This window comes from Pseudomonas sp. GW821-FHT10C09 (genome assembly GCF_059415465.1).
The window spans coordinates 123,547-143,670 of the sequence record NZ_JBWKNG010000013.1 but is presented as its reverse complement, the minus strand read 5'-3'; the positions used below and the strand labels follow the sequence as shown (position 1 = coordinate 143,670).

Sequence of the window (20,124 nt, the reverse complement as noted above, 5' to 3'; positions counted from 1 at the left end):
AGGCGGGAGGGCTTCTGCTGGATTGGTCGCTGGGGATGGGGGGTGTCTGAAGACGCCTTCGCGGGCAAGCCCGGCTCCCACGGGGACCGGATTGTCCGGATGGACGCGGTCCAATGTGGGAGCCAGCCTGCTCGCGAAGAACGATGGCGGGGTTTAACGGGAATGGACGGACCTACTTAAAAGATCCTTCACTCCAGCTTTCCTTATACCTGCCTCCAGAATTACTCGACTTGAATAACGGTGATAATCGATTTGTTTTTATAAACGACAAGCAGGCGGGAACTATCAAGGCTGAGCGTCAGGCTGCATGGATCGCCTGCAACAACAAAAGTCTTGACCTCCTTGCGGTTCACAGTATCAAGAGCTTTCACTTTGGATCCCTCACTGGAAAAATAGAGCAGTCGACCGTCCGGACTCAAAGTAATCACGCCCGGCTGAATAACGTCGACAGTGTGGATTACGAGCAGACTTGTGGAGTCAATGACCATTATCTTTTGTGCATTATAATCATTAGCGTAAATGTGCTTTCCATCCGGGCTTATTGCTAGTGAGTGTGCATGCCAGGGCAGCTTTGCTCGCTTAATTAATGAGTCGCTGCTTGTAGAAATACTGAATAATTCTGAACCATAAGTACGAAAAGTAAATATGGTTTTACCATCAGGAGCCATGACAATTAAATTAGCTTCCGGCAATCCTGTACTCTTATCACGCTTGAGCGCAATGTCTGTTTTCGTCATCCCGTGCGTGAAAAGAGTATATGCATGGGTACCCTCTAGGTTAAAAACACATTCCCCAGAATTAAAACCAGTCGTCTCAATCCGGGCTTGCTCTCCTGACGACAAGCTCATAGCTGAATGATAATAACCATAAGAGCTGCTCATAAAGACCTGGTCACTATCAGGAGCAATCGCAAAGTAATTCATGCCTAAATTTTCTATTCGCGCACCTACCATCTGCAGGGTTGCGGCATCAATGACTGCCAAAAAGCCATTACTTGGGTGCGGTTTACTCACTAAAATTTTCGTACCATCCGGACTAATTGCAACACTACCGAATTGCCAAGCTGGAGCGATACCGTTTGTGGTAAAACCAAAATCCATCTCACCAGTTTTCCCTCGACTTGTAACATCCAGCTTCGCGGTCACGACATTGCCATCATATTCCGCCTTGATGATGTAAGTCGTACCAGGTGCATCCGCCCCCGTCACGCCCAGGATTTCCAACACACCAAACAAACCGGTCTTAAACTCACGTCGCCCGGTAGTGCCGTCCGGGTATTTGAAATTGCTCGGAATAGTCACATACACCGATTTTTCTTTGATGAACTCTCCATTTTCGTCCACCAACTTGAGCTTAATACCAGTCAAGTGCCCCATTGGCGCAATGCGATAAGGCGCATTGAGAAACTCCAGCGTGGCTTTCATTCCCGCCGTGACCAGTGTGTAGCGTGCCAACGTAAAGGTCTTTTTTGTGCCGTCGACTTCATTGGGGTAGAAGTCCACTTGCAGCCGAACCCTCAACTCTTTACCCGGCGCGAACAACTCCAGGTCTTTGCGAAGCAATACATACTCGAGCCCCTTCTGGACCTGTTCCGGCGTCAAGGTTTTGCCCACTGCAATCGCGACGGTCTTGGGATTGCCATCTTTGCCGGTACCCAACACATGTACCCAGATTTTCTGCAGCAGCCCGATAAGCGGCCAAGGCGCACAAACGATGTGTGCATCATCGGTAAACGCCCGCAGATCCACGGCGTTCGTCCCATAGGCCTCAACAATTTCCGGCTTCGGAAAGTTCGGATCCGTCACGTTGACGCTCTCGATGGTCAGGGTCAACGGCTCGGACTCCGTCTCCACGCCACCACTCAACAGGATCCACGTGAACACCACCTCCCGACCCGCGTTGGCCAGGATGAACGCCGTAGTCAGCTGGAAGTTCGCGCGGAAGTTGGAATTGAGCGCGACAAAGGTGAATACCGGTGTCCCTGCTCCCGCGGCCCCGCCCTTCACCACCAGTTTGGCTTTATCGCCGGGTTTGAAGCCTTTGGCCCAATCCACCCGGACCACGAAACCCGTGGTGTATTTGATCGGAATGATCACTTTGCCTTCCAGCCCCGGTACAAAAGGAGCGGTCGGAAGTTCCACTTTGGGCGTCAGGTCGACCTTGATCGAGAGGGACGGCGATGGCAGTGAATTCTGGGTAGGGTTCTCCAGCTGGTCATATACCGTATAAGAAATCCCGACAGCGTTACCATTACCGGCCCCCATGAAAAAGGCTATCGGCAGAAGGATGTTGAACGCCCCCCCGACTAGATCCTTTTGAACCACGGTGTATTCGTACTCAAAGTAGTTGTCGCCGTTTCTGGCGGTCACTATCACCACGTCGTGCAATCTGATATTCGCGTAAGTGACGGCAAGCGGGACACCTGGACCGGCCGTTACCAGGTCGACGCCGTTTTGTATGACATATTCAGGCAACTTAATGCCCAACCCTTCGTGGATGTCCTTGCCGTCATTTATCGGGTCGTCGCCACCCGGCAGACTCTCGTTGTACAACACCCACTGCGTGGGGGACGTTTCGTCATTGTCACTAAAGCGCTTGGTTACGTAATGAAAAGCGTGCGCCCCCTCACGAAGCCGGGCCCTGGGCACTTCGAAAGTGGTGCGTTGAGTATTCGGGTCGACCGTGAAAGGGACTGTGATACGCACGCCGTTATGATGGAGTTCCAAAGAATCAGCCTCCGGATAGGGCGGGTCCGCAACCACTTTCAGATGCCTGCCTGCAGTGAGCACCAATGGCACCCCAACAGGATCCAGTACCTTGGGATCTTCCGATTTGACGCCTGGCTTTGAACCCGGAATTTTGAGTGGCGACAGCGCCAGGAGTCCGGACTCACGTGAGATATCAGTCATGAAACGCGCTCCCATTCGACAGGCCGCGAAGAGCGGCGTAGGTAGCGGTATCAAATCCCTGAAACGCTTTCCCGGCTACTGTCAGAAATAACAGGTATGCGGTGTTTCAAGACGAACGGTCACCGACAGATATTCATTTCATCCCCCAACATTTTGCCGGCGCGGCTACCTTCCAGATTTACTTGAGCTTGCTGGAGGGCTCTGTGACTGCATCCATTGGGTTAAACCAGTCGGCGCGTCAGACGATTCTGCGAGGTCATGCGATCTTCCCGAGCGATAATCGGGGGCCGGTACAAGCGACTGATGGCCCGGTGATCCCACAAGAATTATGTCAACGCTTGGCGCACCTGTTTTTCCAGTTCGGCCTTCAACCCCGGCTCCAGCTTCAACTGCCGCGCCAGTTCATCGAGGTAGGATTTCTCCATGAAGTTCTGCTCATCCACCAGCATCACGCTGGCGATGTACATTTCGGCGGCCATTTCCGGGGTGCTGGCGGCGCGGGCAACTTCCGCAGGGTCCAGTGGCTTGCCGAGTTCGGCATGCAGCCATTGTTGTAATTCCTGATCGTTGTCGAGCTTGGTGAACTCACCTTCAATCAACGCTCGTTCGCGCTCATCGACGTGGCCATCGGCTTTGGCGGCAGCGACCAACGCCTTGAGAATCGCCTGGCTGTGCAGCTCGACCTGCGCCGGGGGCAAGCGGTCGAGTGTTTGCGGTTCAGTGTTCGGCGCGGTGCCTTGCTGCGCCTGCCAGTTGCCAAAGGCTTTGTAAGCCACTGCCCCGAGTGCCGCGAGGCCGCCATAGAGGGCGACTTTGCCGCCAACACTGCGGCCCGTTTTGCTGCCGAGCAACAACCCCATGGCGCCCGCCGCTATCGCACCGCCGCTGGCGCCCGAGAGCAAACCACCGAGCCCACCGCTGGACGCCTTGTTCTGAGTGCCTCCAGCCTTGTTCTGCAACAGATCTTGACCGGACTTGAGCAGTTGATCGAGCAAACCACGGGTATTCATTTTGCCGTCTCCACGAAAGGGGTAACCGGCCACCAGCCTAGATCGAAAGTGCCCGCCCCCTGCCGGCGAGAATGCTTCCAGATGTTGCTCATATCTTGTAACGCCCACAGGCCCATCGATTAAAACGATATACACTCAAGCGAATCTATAAAAACCGCCCACCGGGTACTTTCCCCATGATGACCTTGCGTCAGATTCGTCATTTCATCGCCGTGGCCGAGACCGGCTCGATCTCCGCCGCCGCGCAAACCGCGTTCATTTCCCAATCGACCCTGACCCTGGCGATCCAGCAACTGGAGCAGGAAATTGGCGTCGGCCTGTTCAACCGTCACGCAAAAGGCATGACCCTGACCCACCAGGGGCATCAATTCCTGCGTCAGGCGCACCTGATTCTGGCCACGGTGGACAACGCCAAGCGCAGCCTGCAACAGAGCACCGATCAGGTTGCCGGGCAGTTGATCGTCGGCGTGACCAGCCTCGTTGCCGGTTATTACCTCGCCGATTTACTCACCCGTTTTCAGCGTGCCTACCCCAACGTCGAGATCCGGGTGATGGAGGATGAACGCCCCTACATCGAGCATTTGCTGGTCAGCGGCGAAATCGATGTCGGCGTGCTGATCCTCTCCAACCTCGAGGACCGTCACGCCCTGCAAACCGAAGTCCTGACGCATTCGCCCCACCGTTTATGGCTGCCGGCGCAGCATCCGTTGCTGGAGCACGACAGCATCAACCTCGCCGACGTGGCGCGAGAGCCGCTGATTCAACTGAACGTCGATGAAATGGACCGCAATGCCCAGCGCATGTGGTCCGCGGCCTCCCTGCAACCGCGAATCACCCTGCGAACAGCGTCGACGGAAGCGGTGCGAAGCCTGGTTGCCGCCGGTTTGGGGGTTTCGATCCAGCCCGACATGACCTATCGCCCGTGGTCGCTGGAGGGCGACATCATCGAAGCGCGGCCCATCGCCGACCTGAGCCAGACCCTCGACGTCGGCCTGGCCTGGCGTCGTGGCACTGCGCGTCCGGCGCTGGTCGACCCGTTCCTGACCGTCGCCCGCGAACAACCCCACGGCGGGCGCAAGCCATCTATTTAATCGAACGCCACCTTCAGTATTTAGTATTTGTCGACCTCGGGTCCGCGCACTAGTCTTGCTGCATCTATATAAGACGGCCGGGCCCCAGTCACAGGGAGCAGCATGGCCACACAAGAAAAGAGAACCCGAAAAATGGCTGGCGCGCAGACCCCGTTGTTCACCGCGTTGTTGATCGATGGCGAATTGGTCGCAGGCCAGGGTTTTGTCGAACCGATCCTCAACCCCGCCACCGGGGAAGTGCTGACGCACATCGCCGAAGCCAGCACCGAGCAAGTCGAAGCCGCCATCCTCGCCGCCCATCACGCCTTCGCCAGTTGGTCGCGGACCACACCGCAGCAACGCTCGAACCTGTTGCTGGACATCGCCAACGCCATCGAAAAACAAGCCGACCTGCTCGCCCGTCTCGAATCCCTGAACTGCGGCAAGCCGTTGCACCTGGCCCGTCAGGACGATTTGAGCGCGACGGTCGATGTGTTCCGCTTCTTTGCCGGTGCCGTGCGTTGCCAGACCGGCCAGCTCAGCGGCGAATACCTGCCGGGCTACACGAGCATGGTGCGCCGCGATCCAATCGGGGTCGTCGCCTCCATCGCACCGTGGAACTACCCGATCATGATGGCCGCGTGGAAAATCGCCCCGGCCCTCGCCGCCGGCAACACGCTGGTGTTCAAACCGTCCGAACACACGCCGCTGTCCATTCTGGCACTGGCGCCCGCCCTGGCCGAGATCCTGCCGCGCGGGGTGATCAACATTGTCTGCGGCGGCGGTGAAGGCGTCGGCAGCCACTTGGTCAGCCATCCTAAAGTGCGCATGGTGTCGTTGACCGGCGATATCGTCACCGGGCAAAAAATCCTCCAGGCCGCTGCGAAAACCCTGAAGCGCACGCACCTCGAACTCGGCGGCAAAGCGCCGGTGATCGTCTGCAACGATGCGGACATTCAAGCGGTGGTCGAAGGCGTGCGCACTTACGGTTATTACAACGCCGGTCAGGATTGCACCGCCGCGTGCCGGATTTATGCACAGGCCGGGATTCATGACCGTTTGGTGGCCGAGCTTGGCGCGGCGGTCAGCAGCCTGCGGTTCGCCGGCAAACGCGATGCCGATAACGAAATCGGCCCGCTGATCAGCACCCGTCAGCGCGACCGCGTGGCCAGTTTCGTCGAACGCGCCCTCGGCCAGCCGCACATCGAACGCGTGACCGGCGCGGCAGTGCATTCCGGTGCCGGCTTCTATTACCAGCCGACGTTGCTGGCCGGCTGCAAGCAGAGCGATGAGATCGTCCAGCGCGAAGTGTTCGGGCCGGTGGTCACCGTGACCCGTTTCGACGGGCTCGAACAAGCGGTGGACTGGGCTAACGACTCGGAATACGGCCTCGCCTCCTCGGTCTGGACCCAGAACCTCGACAAGGCGATGCAAGTCGCGGCGCGCTTGCAGTACGGCTGCACCTGGATCAACAGCCATTTCATGCTGGTCAGCGAAATGCCCCATGGCGGCTTGAAGCGTTCGGGCTACGGCAAAGACTTATCCAGCGATTCGCTTCAGGACTACAGCGTGGTGCGGCACATCATGGCGCGCCACGGCCAGCATCTCTGACTACGCTAATAACAAGCCGCTAACGGCATGCTTCACCACGTTCACAACTGCCCCGACCATAATTAAAGAAGAGGGAATTCCCATGTTCGTGCACAAGACCGCACTGTTCAGTGCAATCACCACCGCGCTGCTGGCGAGTGCCAGCCTCCAGGCCGCCGAACCGCTGAAAGCGGTGGGTGCCGGCGAAGGTCAGCTGGATATTGTGGCTTGGCCGGGCTACATCGAACGTGGCGAAAGCGACAAGGCCTACGACTGGGTGACCGGTTTCGAGAAGGAAACCGGTTGCAAGGTCAATGTGAAAACCGCCGCCACTTCCGATGAAATGGTCAGTTTGATGGCCAAGGGCGGTTACGACCTGGTCACCGCATCCGGCGATGCCTCGCTGCGGTTGATCGGTGGCAAGCGCGTGCAGCCGATCAACACGGCGTTGATTCCGAACTGGAAAAACATCGACCCGCGCCTGAAAGATGCGCCGTGGTACGTGGTCAACAAACAAACCTACGGCACCCCGTACCAGTGGGGCCCGAACGTGTTGATGTACAACACCAACGTATTCAAGACCGCGCCGACCAGCTGGGGCGTGGTGTTCAATGCCCAAGACCTGCCGGACGGCAAGCCGAACAAGGGACGCGTGCAGGCCTATGACGGCCCGATCTACATCGCTGACGCCGCGCTGTACCTGAAAACCGCCAAGCCGGAATTGGGTATCCAGAACCCGTATGAACTGACCGAAGCCCAGTACAAAGCCGTGCTCGATCTGCTGCGCGCCCAGCAGCCGCTGATCCACCGCTACTGGCATGACACCACCGTGCAGATGAGCGACTTCAAGAACGAAGGCGTGGTCGCCTCCGGTGCGTGGCCCTATCAGGTCAACGGCCTGATGAACGAGAAGCAGCCGATTGCTTCGACCATTCCAAAAGAAGGCGCCACCGGTTGGGCCGACACCACGATGTTGCACGCCGAGGCCAAGCACCCGAACTGCGCTTACAAGTGGATGGACTGGTCGCTGACCCCGAAAGTCCAGGGTGATGTGGCGGCGTGGTTTGGTTCGTTGCCAGCGGTACCGGCAGCGTGCACCGGCAGCGAGTTGCTTGGCGCTGAAGGCTGCAAGACCAACGGTTTCGACCAGTTCGAGAAAATCGCCTTCTGGAAAACCCCGCAGGCTGAAGGCGGCAAGTTCGTGCCGTACAGCCGCTGGACCCAGGACTACATCGCGATCATGGGCGGCCGCTAAAAGTCATTCCGGTAGCTACTGCGCGTCGACCAGCCGCGCCCGGGCAGTGCTCGCCTCCTCACGTACTAACGTACGCTCCGGGAGCTGCGCGCTGGCCGGACACGGCTAATCGCCGCTCGCTACGCTCCCGAAACGACTTTACGCAATCGACGATTTTCAAGAAGCAAAGCTGATTTACGAATTACTGTTTTTTCAGAAGTCCAGGCTGGGCCGCTGCGACGGCCCTCGCCTTTTTGGAGCACCGCACCATGACGCTTGCAGTCCAGTTCACCAACGTTTCCCGTCTGTTCGGCGAAGTGAAAGCCGTAGACCGGGTTTCCATCGACATTCAGGACGGCGAGTTTTTCTCCATGCTGGGCCCTTCCGGCTCGGGCAAAACCACCTGTTTGCGCCTGATCGCCGGTTTCGAACAACCGAGCGCAGGCTCGATCCGCATCCATGGCGAAGAAGCCGCCGGGCTGCCGCCGTATGAGCGTGACGTCAACACCGTGTTTCAGGATTACGCACTGTTCCCGCACATGAACGTCCTCGACAACGTCGCGTACGGTTTGAAAGTCAAAGGCGTTGGTAAAGCCGAGCGCCAGAAACGCGCCGAAGAAGCCCTCGACATGGTCGCCCTCGGTGGCTACGGCGAGCGCAAACCAGTGCAGCTGTCCGGCGGTCAACGCCAGCGTGTAGCCCTGGCCCGCGCCCTGGTCAATCGCCCGCGTGTGCTGCTGCTCGACGAGCCGCTGGGCGCCCTCGACTTGAAGCTGCGCGAGCAGATGCAAAGCGAGTTGAAGAAACTGCAACGCCAACTCGGCATCACCTTCATCTTCGTCACCCACGACCAGACCGAAGCGCTGTCGATGTCCGACCGCGTGGCCGTGTTCAACAAGGGCCGCATCGAGCAGGTCGACACCCCACGCAATCTCTACATGAAACCGGCCACGACCTTCGTCGCCGAATTCGTCGGCACCTCGAACGTGATTCGCGGCGATCTGGCCAGGCAATTGAGCGGCAATCCACAGCCGTTTTCGATTCGTCCGGAACACGTGCGATTTGCCGAAGGCCCGTTGGCCAGCCACGAGATCGAAGTCAGCGGTTTGCTCCACGATATCCAGTACCAAGGCAGCGCCACGCGCTACGAAATGAAACTGGAAAACGGCCAGACCCTGAACATCAGCCAGGCCAACAGCCAATGGCTGGACGTCAGCGCCCAGCACCAGACCGGGCAACGCATCAGCGCTCGCTGGGCACGGGAAGCGATGATCCCGCTGCACGACACCGTCGTCGGCGGGGTGTGAGATGAACACCGTGGCTATCCCTCAAACCCCGGCCAGCGGCTCGCCGTTGCGCAGGTTTTCCAACCTGCTGTATCGCCGGCCGAATTTTTACCTGTCGCTGCTGCTGGTGCCGCCGCTGCTGTGGTTCGGCGCGATTTATCTCGGCTCGTTGCTGGTGCTGCTGTGGCAAGGTTTCTACACCTTCGATGACTTCACCATGGCGGTCACACCCGACCTGACCCTGGCCAACTTTGCTGCGCTGTTTCAACCCTCGAACTTCGACATCATCCTGCGCACCTTGAGCATGGCGGTAGTCGTGTCCATCGCCAGCGCCATCGTTGCCTTCCCGATCGCCTACTACATGGCGCGCTACACCACCGGCAAGACCAAGGCGTTTTTCTACATCGCGGTGATGATGCCAATGTGGGCCAGTTACATCGTCAAGGCGTATGCCTGGACCTTGCTGCTGGCCAAGGGCGGCGTCGCGCAGTGGTTCGTTCAGCACATGGGGCTGGAGCCGGTGTTGCAGTTCGTGCTGGGTATTCCGGGCGTGGGCGGCAGCACCTTGTCGACCTCGCACCTGGGCCGTTTCATGGTGTTCGTCTACATCTGGCTGCCGTTCATGATCCTGCCGATCCAGGCCTCGCTGGAACGTCTGCCGCCATCACTGCTGCAAGCCTCGGCAGACCTCGGCGCCAAGCCGCGCCAGACCTTCATGCAAGTGATTCTGCCGCTGTCGATTCCGGGCATCGCCGCCGGTTCGATCTTCACCTTCTCGCTGACCCTGGGCGACTTCATCGTGCCGCAACTGGTCGGCCCGCCGGGCTACTTCGTCGGCAGCATGGTGTACGCCCAGCAAGGCGCAATCGGCAACATGCCGATGGCCGCGGCCTTCACGCTGGTGCCAATTGTGTTGATCGCTATCTACCTGACTATCGTCAAACGACTGGGGGCCTTCGATGCACTCTGAAAAGCCTTCATTAGGTTTAAAAATCGCAGCCTGGGGCGGGTTGGTGTTTCTGCACTTCCCGATCCTGATCATCTTCCTCTACGCCTTTAACACTGAAGATGCAGCGTTCAGCTTTCCACCCAAGGGGTTCACCCTGAAGTGGATCGGCGTGGCGTTCTCGCGGCCGGACGTGCTGGAAGCGATCAAGCTCTCGCTGCAGATCGCCACCGTCGCGACCTTGATCGCCATGGTCCTTGGCACCCTCGCCTCCGCGGCGTTGTACCGTCGGGAGTTCTTCGGCAAGCAAGGCATCTCGCTGATGCTGATCCTGCCGATTGCGTTGCCGGGGATCATCACCGGGATAGCCTTGCTGGCGACCTTCAAGACGCTGGGGATCGAGCCGGGGATGTTCACCATCATCGTCGGCCACGCGACCTTCTGCGTGGTGATCGTCTACAACAACGTCATCGCCCGTTTGCGCCGTACTTCGCACAGTTTGATCGAAGCCTCGATGGACCTCGGTGCCGATGGCTGGCAGACCTTCCGCTACATCGTCCTGCCGAACCTTGGCTCGGCGTTGCTGGCCGGCGGCATGCTCGCGTTTGCCCTGTCGTTCGACGAAATCATCGTCACCACCTTCACTGCCGGCCATGAACGCACCCTGCCGCTGTGGCTGCTCAACCAGCTCAGCCGCCCGCGGGACGTGCCGGTGACCAACGTCGTCGCGATGCTGGTGATGATGGTGACCATGCTGCCGATCCTTGGCGCCTATTACCTGACCCGGGGTGGCGAGAGTGTGGCCGGTAGCGGCGGGAAATAACCGGATAACTGCAGGAACCCCATCCACTGTGGGAGCGGTTTCGACAGAACAATAAAAGCTGCAATGAGGACAAATGCCATGCAAACCAAACTCTTGATCAACGGCCAACTGATCGACGGCGAAGGCCCCGCCCAACCTGTGTTCAACCCGGCCCTGGGTCGCGTGTTGGTGGAGATCAACGAAGCCAGCGAAGCCCAGGTCGATGCCGCCGTGCGCGCCGCCGATGCTGCCTTCGACAGCTGGTCACAAACCCCGCCGAAAGAACGCTCGCTACTGCTGCTCAAACTCGCCGACGCCATCGAAGCCCATGGCGAAGAGCTGGCCAAACTGGAATCGGACAACTGCGGCAAACCTTACAGCGCCGCGCTGAACGACGAGATCCCGGCGATTGCCGACGTGTTCCGTTTCTTCGCCGGCGCCAGTCGTTGCATGAGCGGTTCGGCGGGCGGTGAATACTTGCCGGGCCACACCTCGATGATCCGCCGCGACCCGGTGGGCGTGATCGCCTCCATCGCACCGTGGAACTACCCGCTGATGATGGTCGCCTGGAAAATCGCCCCGGCCCTGGCTGCCGGTAATACCGTGGTGCTCAAGCCGTCGGAACAAACTCCACTGACCGCCCTGCGTCTGGCTCAACTGGCGTCGGACATTTTCCCCGCCGGCGTACTCAATCTGGTGTTTGGTCGTGGTCCTAGCGTGGGCAGCCCATTGGTCACCCACCCGAAGGTACGCATGGTCTCGCTGACCGGTTCTATTGCCACCGGCTCTAACATCATTTCCAGCACCGCCGACAGCGTCAAACGCATGCACATGGAACTGGGTGGTAAGGCCCCGGTGATCATCTTCGACGACGCCGACATCGACGCCGCCGTGGAAGGTATCCGCACCTTTGGTTTCTACAACGCCGGCCAGGACTGCACTGCCGCGTGCCGTATCTATGCGCAGGCCGGCATCTACGAAAAATTCGTCGAGAAACTCGGCGAGGCAGTCAGCAGCATCAAGTACGGTTTGCAGGATGATCCGTCGACCGAACTGGGCCCACTGATCACCGCGCAACACCGCGACCGTGTGGCCGGGTTTGTCGAGCGCGCTATCGCACAACCGCACATTCGCCTGATCACCGGCGGCAAGGCTGTGGAAGGCAACGGGTTCTTCTTCGAGCCGACCGTGTTGGCCGATGCGCAGCAGGATGACGAAATCGTTCGCCGCGAGGTGTTCGGGCCGGTGGTGTCGGTGACTCAATTCACCGACGAAGCGCAGGTGTTGGGCTGGGCCAACGATTCGGACTACGGCCTGGCGTCGTCGGTCTGGACCGCAGATGTCGGTCGCGCGCATCGGATGTCTGCTCGTTTGCAGTACGGCTGCACGTGGGTGAATACGCACTTCATGCTGGTCAGTGAAATGCCCCATGGCGGTCAGAAACTGTCCGGCTATGGGAAGGACATGTCGATGTATGGACTGGAGGATTACACCGTCGTCCGGCATGTGATGTTCAAGCACTAAAAGCTTCGCGAGCAGGCTCGCTCCCACAGTTGAATGCATTCCCCCTGTGGGAGCGAGCCTGCTCGCGAAGGCGCCACCTCGGTTTCAAGGCAGAAACCGGCAGTAAGCATCACCAGGTTCCACCCCAAAGAAGCCAAAACAATAACCACCGATCCGGGCAGCGCCTCACGGCCCCGCCACGGTTTCGGACATCCGAAATCTGCCGATTTTCCGGAGCTGACACACTATGGATACAACACCCGAACTTGCTGTACCCGTCGCTGACAGCGATGCCGAACAGCTACGCAAACTGGGTTACACATCGAACTTCAATCGCAGCATGAGCCTGTGGGAAAACTTCGCCCTGGGCTTCACCTACCTCTCGCCGGTCGTAGGGGTTTATACCCTCTTCGGCCTTTGCCTCGCCGCGGGCGGGCCGCCAATGTTCTGGGCCTATCTGCTGGTCGGGTGCGGCCAGTTGCTGGTGTGCCTGATCTTCGGTGAAGTGGTTTCGCAATTCCCGATTTCCGGTGGCGTGTACCCGTGGGCCCGCCGCTTGGTCGGCAAAAAGTGGGCGTGGATGGTCGGCTGGATTTACTCCATCGCCCTGTGCGTCACCATCGCCGCCGTTGCCGTCGGTGCCGGTCCGTACCTGGCCGCCATGATGGGCTTCGAGCCGAGCAACAACACCAACATCGTCATCGCCCTGTTCCTGACGTTGTTCGCCACCCTGGTCAACCTCAGTGGCACCAAGGTGCTGGCGCGCATCGCCATGTTCGGCTTCCTGTGCGAACTGGTCGGCGCGGTGATCGTCGGCGTTTACCTGCTGGTGTTCGAGCGTCATCAGCCGCTTAGCGTGTTGTTCAACACCTTCGACATCAGCGTCGACGGCTCGTACTTGCCAGCCTTCCTCACCGCTTCACTGGCGGGGATGTTCCTGTACTACGGCTTCGAGGCCTGCGGCGATGTGGCCGAAGAAACCCCGAACCCGAGCAAGAAAATCCCGGTGGCCATGCGCATGACCATCTACATCGGCGGCATCGCAGCGATGTTCGCCTGCCTGGCGCTGATCCTCGCCGTACCGGACATGCAAGCCGTGATCAACGGCACCGACAAGGACCCGGTCACCACCATCCTCAACAACGCCTTCGGCCCGGTCGGTTCGAAAGTGGTGATGGGCGTGGTGATGATTTCCTTCATCTCCTGCGTCATCAGCCTGCAAGCGGCGGCGAGCCGTCTGCTGTATTCCTACGCTCGCGATGAAATGGTCATCGGCAGCTCCTTGCTGAAGAAAATCTCGCCAACCACTCAGGTCCCGGTAGCGGCACTGTTCGTCTCCGGCGTCCTGCCGGCGCTGATCATCATCCTCGGCTTCTTCCTGCAGGATGCCGTGGCAACCATCGTCAGCTTCGCCGCCATCGGCATCTACCTGGCCTTCCAGATGATCGTGCTCGGGGCACTCTACGCCCGCATGAAAGGCTGGAAACCGAGCGGCAAATTCACCCTCGGTGCTTGGGGTTGGGCCGTGAACATCGGCGCGCTGGTGTATGGCATCGGCGCCATCATCAACATGGCCTGGCCACGCACACCGGATGCGGCGTGGTACATCAACTACGCCATGGTGCTGAGCACGGCGATCGTGATTGGCCTGGGGTTGTTGTACATGTGGATTGCCAAGCCGTATGACCACGGGACTGCGCCTGCGGGGGATGCGTGGAAGGTTAGTCGGTAAACATACTTGCTCAGCCCGCAGCGATGCGGGCTGGGTGAGTGGTGCTAAATCGGTTGAGGTTTGGAGAGACTTTCAAACTCGTCCATCAGTAGATGAATTTCAGTGCTCGGGTTGGCTTCGCCGCTAATAGCGACATCATCGATTATCTTTGGCGCTAAAGCTCTTGCCCTTCGAAATGGCTCCCCCAAGAGTTTGGCGAAATAGTTGATGTCTTCGCCCTTCTCATACTTATCCATGTTGGGCTTTTCTCTGAGGCTCTTGGCTACCAAGTCGCCTGGAGAGCGCTTCCCGACCGCACGGAAAGGCTTTCGATTGAACCCGAAATGCAGAAGAAGCCAAAACTCAAAACAGGGATATGAAGCGATGACTTTGATTTTTGGATGCGGCCTCGCCAGATCAATGGCTCGCTCAAAGCACAAATGCGTATCGCGATCCAAGGCACAAAACACCTTGTCGAATCCTTTCTGACGGGCGATAGCCGTTTTTACAATGCCACTTGGGTGCGTGATGCCGCAGTGGGCAATTTCCACTTGAGCATTTGCGCGAAAATGAAATGCGGCCTCTTCCAGGTATCGTTTTCCTGACTTGCTGTCTTCACAGAGAATCAGCACTTTGGGTTGAGGCTTGAACCGGGGTGCCTTTCGATCAAACAGCCGTATAGGGCGTGCCATGATCAGCCCCGCCTTATCAACGGTAATCCGCGATAACGGCCTTCAAAGTAGCGCTTCTCGACGTCCTCTCCTTCTCGTCCTGCAAAATCGTGAACCGAATAAAGACAGGTTGCACCGTTGGCATCGCGCTCGGTGATCCAGAACTGATCGCGCCGAAGTGTTTTGGCGTTCATTAGATGAGTGTCATGGGTGGTAAAGATCAGTTGAGTATCCAGCCCACTGTCCAAGTGTTTCTCAATCAGGTCATCAACGATTGAAGGGTGAAGGCTGCTGTCCAACTCATCGACAGAAAGAATCCCGCTCCCATCGGCGTGATTGATCATGAACCAGGGCAGCCAGAACCCGATCAGGTTTTTTGTACCCCCAGACTCCTCTGAAAAATCGAATTCGGCTTTTCCTAAAAGGCTCGTATGCGTCAGGGTAACTTTGTCTTTTTGGGCGGCCGCGAAGAACTCTTTCAGCGTGAGTTTTTTTGCAGGTTGAACAGACTCTGCGTCTTCGATGTTGAGGTGGATAGCGGACACAGGGATATCCACGTCCTTTAGAAAATCTCGCAAATTGCCGGTGTGATCCGAAGCAATCTTCAGAAATCTTATGGACGCGGCTGACAACCCTATGAAGTTGTTCTGCTCGATCACGAGCAGACCGGTCTGAAACCAGCTAAACGGACCCCGCAACTGGGTCAGCTCTTCGCTACTGTTCGCTATCGCCTGCGAAATAAACAATGTTTTGGGGCTCGTCAGACGCCGCCACGCATTGTGGACTTCTTTACCACCCTCAAGGTGCGCTCCAAAAACATACTGCTCACCCTCCTCCGCAAAACGACGCTGATACAGCAGCACTTCCTTGCCTTTGGGGTATGAAACCAGTTGTTCCTCGATAATCCGCTGAGCAGTCAGGCGCAGAACAAACCGATATCGGAGCCCGCGTTGAATGAAGTTGTACTCAAAACAACTGGGTTCATGTTGGAGTTGCGGGTCAAAACGAAAGGGCGAAACCGGTAGCGGTTCATCATTTGATGATGGTAATGCTGTGAGCAACTGTCCGATGATTCCCATCGCCCGAATGAGTGAAGATTTACCAGACGCATTCGGCCCATAGATCGCCGCCACCTTCAATAAATCCGGCAGTTTTTCTCCACTTACCGGCGGCGCGAACAGGTTGCGCTTTTTGCTCAAGCGCGGCGTCGCAGCCATGGACAGGGTTTGCTTGTCGCGGAAGGAGCGATAGTTGGAAACAGAGAATTCAATCAACATGTAGCAAACCTGCAGTTCGTTCCTGAAAGTGGAAAAACCTATAGGAAAAACCAGGACTGTGATGCTGCATCAGTGCACTTCAAGCAAAAACAGGAAATTCCTACAGATCGAACCTTCAAGCTAATACGCCCATTCCTACGCCATGCGTCGCCAGAGTAGACTTGGCGCCGCAAGCGCCTGACCGATAGGCTTTACCCCGTCGCTGCAAAATCAGCGATCCGGGGTCGAAGCCGGATACTCATCAACATGGCGCATCTGCGCTCCCATATGAACTGGGGCATTTTTTGCCTTTCAGTTTCACTTTATGGCGGGCCGTGTGACGCGGGCCTCTTGGCTTACATGTTGATCGAGAATGTCCGACTTCGAACGCCGCACGGTCCGCCACCCAAATCTGTCGAAGGATTAGTGGCGGCTCCTTTTTCAACATGGAGTCGAAGAAATGCACACGCTAAATCAGTCTGAAATTCATCCTCATTTCATCCCTACCGCTTTCCCTCGCCACAACCGGTTCCTCCACGCCATCATCCAAGCAAACCAAGCCTGGTTCTGCGTTCAGGATCTGGGACGTTTGATGGGCCGCCCGCTGGACCAACGACTCACCCAAAAACTCGATCCCGATCAGCGCCGATATATCTGGCTGCTGAAAAACGGCAAAACAGTCGAATCACTCATGATCAGCGAGTCAGGAATGTACGCTCTGCTTGTCCACCATTTCGTCCCGGAAAACCGCAACCTGCGCCAATGGCTGAGCAATGAAGTCATACCTGCGCTCCGTGAGTCGAACGCGGCTCCTGTGGATAACATTCCAAGCCTGAGTTCGTTGCAGTGGGGCGGGCTCTCTGTGCCGCTATTGCATTGGCAACAGTCGGCTTGGATCAAGTGGCGGGATATGCCGGATCTGGTGCAGGCACAGCGACCATTCCCGATCATGGGCACCTGTATCTGAAGGCAGAGCGAATCAACGAGAGTAAAGCAGCCCGGCGTAGGCGTGAGCCTGGGAGATGCTTGGAAGGTTAGTCGGTCAACGAGTTTGCCCCGGTGTCACCAATGGCAGCGGGGCACTCATTGCATTTCGAAATACATCCCCTCCTCCCGTTCTTCTTTCGCCCGCTAAGGTTTCTTCAAACCAATGCAAGGCGATCGGTTGACGAACAAGCCAGTAAGACCTAGGGTGTTTACGTCGTTTACAACGTATACATTTCTAGGAGAGCTGCCATGGCCTCGCCCGTTTTGTCTTTTCGAGTTGAAGAAACGCTCGCCCAACAGCTTGATAGTCTGGCAGCGGCCACCGATCGAGATCGTCAGTACCATCTCAAGCGTGCATTGGTTCGATATGTAGAAGCCGAGTCATGGCATCTGCAAGCCATAAGCGACGGCATAAAAGACGCCGACGCAGGAAAACTCACCGATCTGGACGCCGTAAAGGCTAAGTGGGCAAAACGTGCCGAGCGTAGTACTGACTGAAAAAGCAGAAAGTGACCTTGATTCTATTCATGAGTATTACCAAGGCGCCCTTGGTGCTGATGCCGCATTGGAGGCCATAGCGATTTTTCTGCAATCCTTCAACCAACTGGAGCAGTTTCCAGGGTCGGGAAGGCCTTCAGTAGTACCGGATGTACGTGAATTAGTATTCGGTCGTTATCCATTCATTGCTCCCTATCGATTGATGCATGGCCAGATACAAGTACTGCGTGTTCTGCACCAGCGGGCAGAGCGATCGCAAAATTGGTAATCAGCGACATTCAGCCGCAACACTATCGCGGCGGCTGAAAGTCGTACCTCCTCAAAACCGCGAAACAGTCCGCATCGCATCCACCAGATACCTCATCGCAATCCGGTCGCTCTCCGACAGCTCTCGATACCGTTCCAGTAACTTCATTTCATCCGGGCTGAGCCGGCGCCTTCGACGGCCGCTTGCCAGGCAAGGAAGGATTCCTAACATTTCGGTGATGCCTTGTACTTTTGTCATCGACGATGTCCTTTTATACGTTCGAGAAAACTTCAAAAACCGCATAGCCCTCTCCTTTTTGTTTGTCGCCGGCCTTAAGGGCTGAAGCCGGTCATAAGCACAGAATAGGAACATTCCCGGCGCTGAAAAGCGGTTTTTAGAGTAATTAGTCAAAAAAAGCAGAAATGCCCTATAAATCAGAAGGCGCTGTCAGAAAAATGAACCGAAATGTCTTGTTTCATTGCCGCGCAGCCAATGTGCTACCAATCAATTTTTGTCTGCAACCGAACGGTTTAAGCTATTTGGCATCTGTTTAAAGTCCGTTGCGTTTGGTCGAAGGCATGTCCGAACCGTAATTTTTGATCCAGTACGTGCCAGGAACGGCGCGGGATTGCTCACGACAGGTTGTACTTATGCATCGCAGGAATTTGCTCAAAGCGTCCATGGCCATCGCGGCCTACACCGGTTTGTCGGCCACCGGCCTGCTGGCCAGCCGTGCCTGGGCGGGCAACGGTACGGCGGATGGCGAGGCCCAGGCGTTCGATTTTGAAGCGCTGAAGATTCAGGCCAAGCAGCTCGCCGGCAACCGTTATCAGGACACCAAACAGGTGCTGCCACCGACGCTGGCGACCATGACGCCGCAGAACTTCAATGCGATCCGCTACGACGCGAATCACTCGCTGTGGAAGGATTTGAATGGCCAGCTGGACGTGCAGTTTTTCCACGTCGGCATGGGGTTCAAGCAGCCGGTGCGCATGTACAGCGTCGATCCCAAGACGCGTCAGGCGCGAGAGGTGCATTTCCGCCCTTCCCTGTTCAACTACGAAAAAACCACGGTCGACACCAAACAGCTCACGGGCGACCTGGGGTTTTCCGGCTTCAAGCTGTTCAAGGCCCCGGAGCTGGACCGCCACGACGTGTTGTCTTTCCTCGGCGCGAGTTACTTCCGTGCGGTAGACGCGACCGGCCAGTACGGTCTGTCGGCGCGCGGGCTGGCGATTGATACGTATGCCAAGAAGCGCGAGGAGTTTCCGGACTTCACCAAGTTCTGGTTCGAAACGCCGGACAAGGACAGCACCCGTTTCGTGGTCTACGCCCTGCTGGATTCGCCGAGCGCGACCGGGGCTTACCGTTTCGACATCGATTGCCAGGCCAGTCAGGTGGTCATGGCCGTCGATGCCCACGTCAACGCGCGTACCGCCATTGAGCAACTGGGTATCGCGCCGATGACCAGCATGTTCAGCTGCGGCACCCATGAGCGGCGCATGTGCGACACCATTCACCCGCAAATCCACGACTCGGATCGTCTGGCGATGTGGCGCGGCAATGGCGAGTGGATCTGCCGCCCGCTGAACAACCCCGCGACCCTGCAATTCAATGCCTTCGCCGACACCGATCCGAAAGGTTTCGGCCTGGTGCAGACCGACCATGAGTTCGCCAGCTATCAGGACACCGTCGATTGGTACAGCAAGCGTCCGAGCCTGTGGGTCGAACCGACAACGGCGTGGGGCGAAGGCTCTATCGATCTGCTGGAGATTCCTACCACCGGCGAGACGCTGGATAACATCGTCGCGTTCTGGACCCCGAAAAAACCGGTCGCGGCCGGTGACTCCCTGAATTACGGCTACAAGCTCTACTGGAGCGCACTGCCACCGGTCGGTACGCCGCTGGCGCGGGTCAATGCGACCCGTTCGGGCATGGGCGGCTTCACCGAAGGCTGGGCGCCGGGCGAGCATTACCCGGAAGTCTGGGCGCGACGCTTTGCGGTGGACTTCACCGGTGGCGGTCTGGATCGCTTGCCGGAAGGCGCGGGGATCGAGCCTGTGGTGACGTGTTCGAACGGGCAGGTGAAAGATTTCAATGTGTTGGTGCTGGACGACATCAAGGGTTATCGCATTACCTTTGACTGGTACCCGACCAATGACAGCGTGGCGCCGGTGGAGCTGCGGTTGTTCATCCGGACCAATGACCGGACGTTGAGTGAGACCTGGTTGTATCAGTACTTTCCGCCGGCGCCGGATAAGCGTAAGTACACCTGAGAGTAATAGGTTGTCTGGGCTGGCCCATTCGCGAGCAGGCTCGCTCCCACACTTGATTTTGTGTACGACGCAAAACCAATGTGGGAGCGAGCCTGCTCGCGAAGGCGACCTGACAGATACAAAAATGC

17 protein-coding genes are annotated in these 20,124 nt (G+C 57.6%); 12 read left to right on the top strand and 5 right to left on the bottom strand.

The genetic code is table 11. The features are described 5' to 3' along the window. Nucleotides 1-221: 221 nt before the first annotated feature. On the bottom strand, nucleotides 222-2,909 hold the full coding sequence (locus tag AC07N8_RS15475; RefSeq protein WP_493144374.1) for a YncE family protein: 2,688 nt from the start codon (nucleotides 2,907-2,909) through the stop codon (nucleotides 222-224). A 326-nt stretch (nucleotides 2,910-3,235) separates the two neighbouring features. Continuing rightward, nucleotides 3,236-3,919: a tellurite resistance TerB family protein gene (locus AC07N8_RS15470; RefSeq protein WP_483840409.1), complete on the bottom strand. Its 684-nt coding sequence runs from the start codon at nucleotides 3,917-3,919 to the stop codon at nucleotides 3,236-3,238. Nucleotides 3,920-4,095: 176 nt separating this feature from the next. Between AC07N8_RS15470 and AC07N8_RS15465 the strand changes: the two genes are divergently transcribed. From AC07N8_RS15465 to AC07N8_RS15430, 8 genes are all read left to right on the top strand, one after another. Continuing rightward, complete coding sequence (locus AC07N8_RS15465) at nucleotides 4,096-5,010, top strand: LysR family transcriptional regulator (protein ID WP_473655765.1); 915 nt, start codon at nucleotides 4,096-4,098, stop codon at nucleotides 5,008-5,010. A gap of 102 nt (nucleotides 5,011-5,112) precedes the next feature. After that, entirely contained in the window at nucleotides 5,113-6,600 is a 1,488-nt protein-coding gene (locus AC07N8_RS15460; RefSeq protein ID WP_483840408.1) for a gamma-aminobutyraldehyde dehydrogenase, read from the top strand. Nucleotides 6,601-6,682: 82 nt separating this feature from the next. Further along, nucleotides 6,683-7,834 carry a putative ABC transporter substrate-binding protein YdcS gene (gene ydcS, locus AC07N8_RS15455; RefSeq protein WP_483840407.1) on the top strand — a complete coding sequence of 384 codons (1,152 nt, stop codon included), beginning with the start codon at nucleotides 6,683-6,685 and terminating at the stop codon, nucleotides 7,832-7,834. A 248-nt stretch (nucleotides 7,835-8,082) separates the two neighbouring features. Further along, on the top strand, nucleotides 8,083-9,120 hold the full coding sequence (locus AC07N8_RS15450) for an ABC transporter ATP-binding protein (RefSeq protein WP_310263457.1): 1,038 nt from the start codon (nucleotides 8,083-8,085) through the stop codon (nucleotides 9,118-9,120). A gap of 1 nt (nucleotide 9,121) precedes the next feature. Next, nucleotides 9,122-10,069 carry an ABC transporter permease gene (locus tag AC07N8_RS15445; RefSeq protein ID WP_493144377.1) on the top strand — a complete coding sequence of 316 codons (948 nt, stop codon included), beginning with the start codon at nucleotides 9,122-9,124 and terminating at the stop codon, nucleotides 10,067-10,069. Beyond that, on the top strand, nucleotides 10,059-10,868 hold the full coding sequence (locus AC07N8_RS15440) for an ABC transporter permease (RefSeq protein WP_483840404.1): 810 nt from the start codon (nucleotides 10,059-10,061) through the stop codon (nucleotides 10,866-10,868). Before AC07N8_RS15445 ends, AC07N8_RS15440 begins: the two co-directional genes overlap by 11 nt. A gap of 78 nt (nucleotides 10,869-10,946) precedes the next feature. Then, nucleotides 10,947-12,371 (top strand): gamma-aminobutyraldehyde dehydrogenase, encoded by a 1,425-nt coding sequence (locus AC07N8_RS15435; RefSeq protein WP_483840403.1) that lies wholly within the window; start codon nucleotides 10,947-10,949, stop codon nucleotides 12,369-12,371. Nucleotides 12,372-12,597: 226 nt separating this feature from the next. Then, nucleotides 12,598-14,082, top strand: coding sequence for an APC family permease (locus AC07N8_RS15430; protein WP_483840402.1), 1,485 nt, complete (start codon nucleotides 12,598-12,600; stop codon nucleotides 14,080-14,082). 44 nt (nucleotides 14,083-14,126) lie between these two features. On the opposite strand, the gene AC07N8_RS15425 is transcribed toward AC07N8_RS15430, so the two are convergent. Then, entirely contained in the window at nucleotides 14,127-14,753 is a 627-nt protein-coding gene (locus tag AC07N8_RS15425) for an RloB family protein (protein ID WP_493144379.1), read from the bottom strand. 2 nt (nucleotides 14,754-14,755) lie between these two features. Beyond that, nucleotides 14,756-16,009 carry an AAA family ATPase gene (locus AC07N8_RS15420; RefSeq protein ID WP_493144380.1) on the bottom strand — a complete coding sequence of 418 codons (1,254 nt, stop codon included), beginning with the start codon at nucleotides 16,007-16,009 and terminating at the stop codon, nucleotides 14,756-14,758. Nucleotides 16,010-16,448: 439 nt separating this feature from the next. On the opposite strand from AC07N8_RS15420, the gene AC07N8_RS15415 reads away from it, so the two are divergent. From AC07N8_RS15415 to AC07N8_RS15405, 3 genes are all read left to right on the top strand, one after another. After that, nucleotides 16,449-16,955, top strand: a complete 507-nt coding sequence (locus AC07N8_RS15415; RefSeq protein WP_493144382.1) for a BRO-N domain-containing protein — start codon at nucleotides 16,449-16,451, stop codon at nucleotides 16,953-16,955. 269 nt (nucleotides 16,956-17,224) lie between these two features. Beyond that, nucleotides 17,225-17,473: a CopG family ribbon-helix-helix protein gene (locus tag AC07N8_RS15410; RefSeq protein ID WP_414923805.1), complete on the top strand. Its 249-nt coding sequence runs from the start codon at nucleotides 17,225-17,227 to the stop codon at nucleotides 17,471-17,473. Continuing rightward, nucleotides 17,451-17,741, top strand: a complete 291-nt coding sequence (locus AC07N8_RS15405) for a type II toxin-antitoxin system RelE/ParE family toxin (protein ID WP_493144383.1) — start codon at nucleotides 17,451-17,453, stop codon at nucleotides 17,739-17,741. Before AC07N8_RS15410 ends, AC07N8_RS15405 begins: the two co-directional genes overlap by 23 nt. A gap of 51 nt (nucleotides 17,742-17,792) precedes the next feature. Here the strand turns inward: AC07N8_RS15405 and AC07N8_RS15400 are convergent, their stop codons facing one another. Then, nucleotides 17,793-17,978 carry a hypothetical protein gene (locus AC07N8_RS15400; protein WP_027924920.1) on the bottom strand — a complete coding sequence of 62 codons (186 nt, stop codon included), beginning with the start codon at nucleotides 17,976-17,978 and terminating at the stop codon, nucleotides 17,793-17,795. 392 nt (nucleotides 17,979-18,370) lie between these two features. On the opposite strand from AC07N8_RS15400, the gene AC07N8_RS15395 reads away from it, so the two are divergent. Beyond that, the gene (locus AC07N8_RS15395) at nucleotides 18,371-19,996 is read left to right on the top strand and encodes a glucan biosynthesis protein D (protein WP_123433647.1); all 1,626 of its coding nucleotides are present in this window, start codon (nucleotides 18,371-18,373) and stop codon (nucleotides 19,994-19,996) included. The last annotated feature ends 128 nt before the right edge of the window (nucleotides 19,997-20,124 follow it).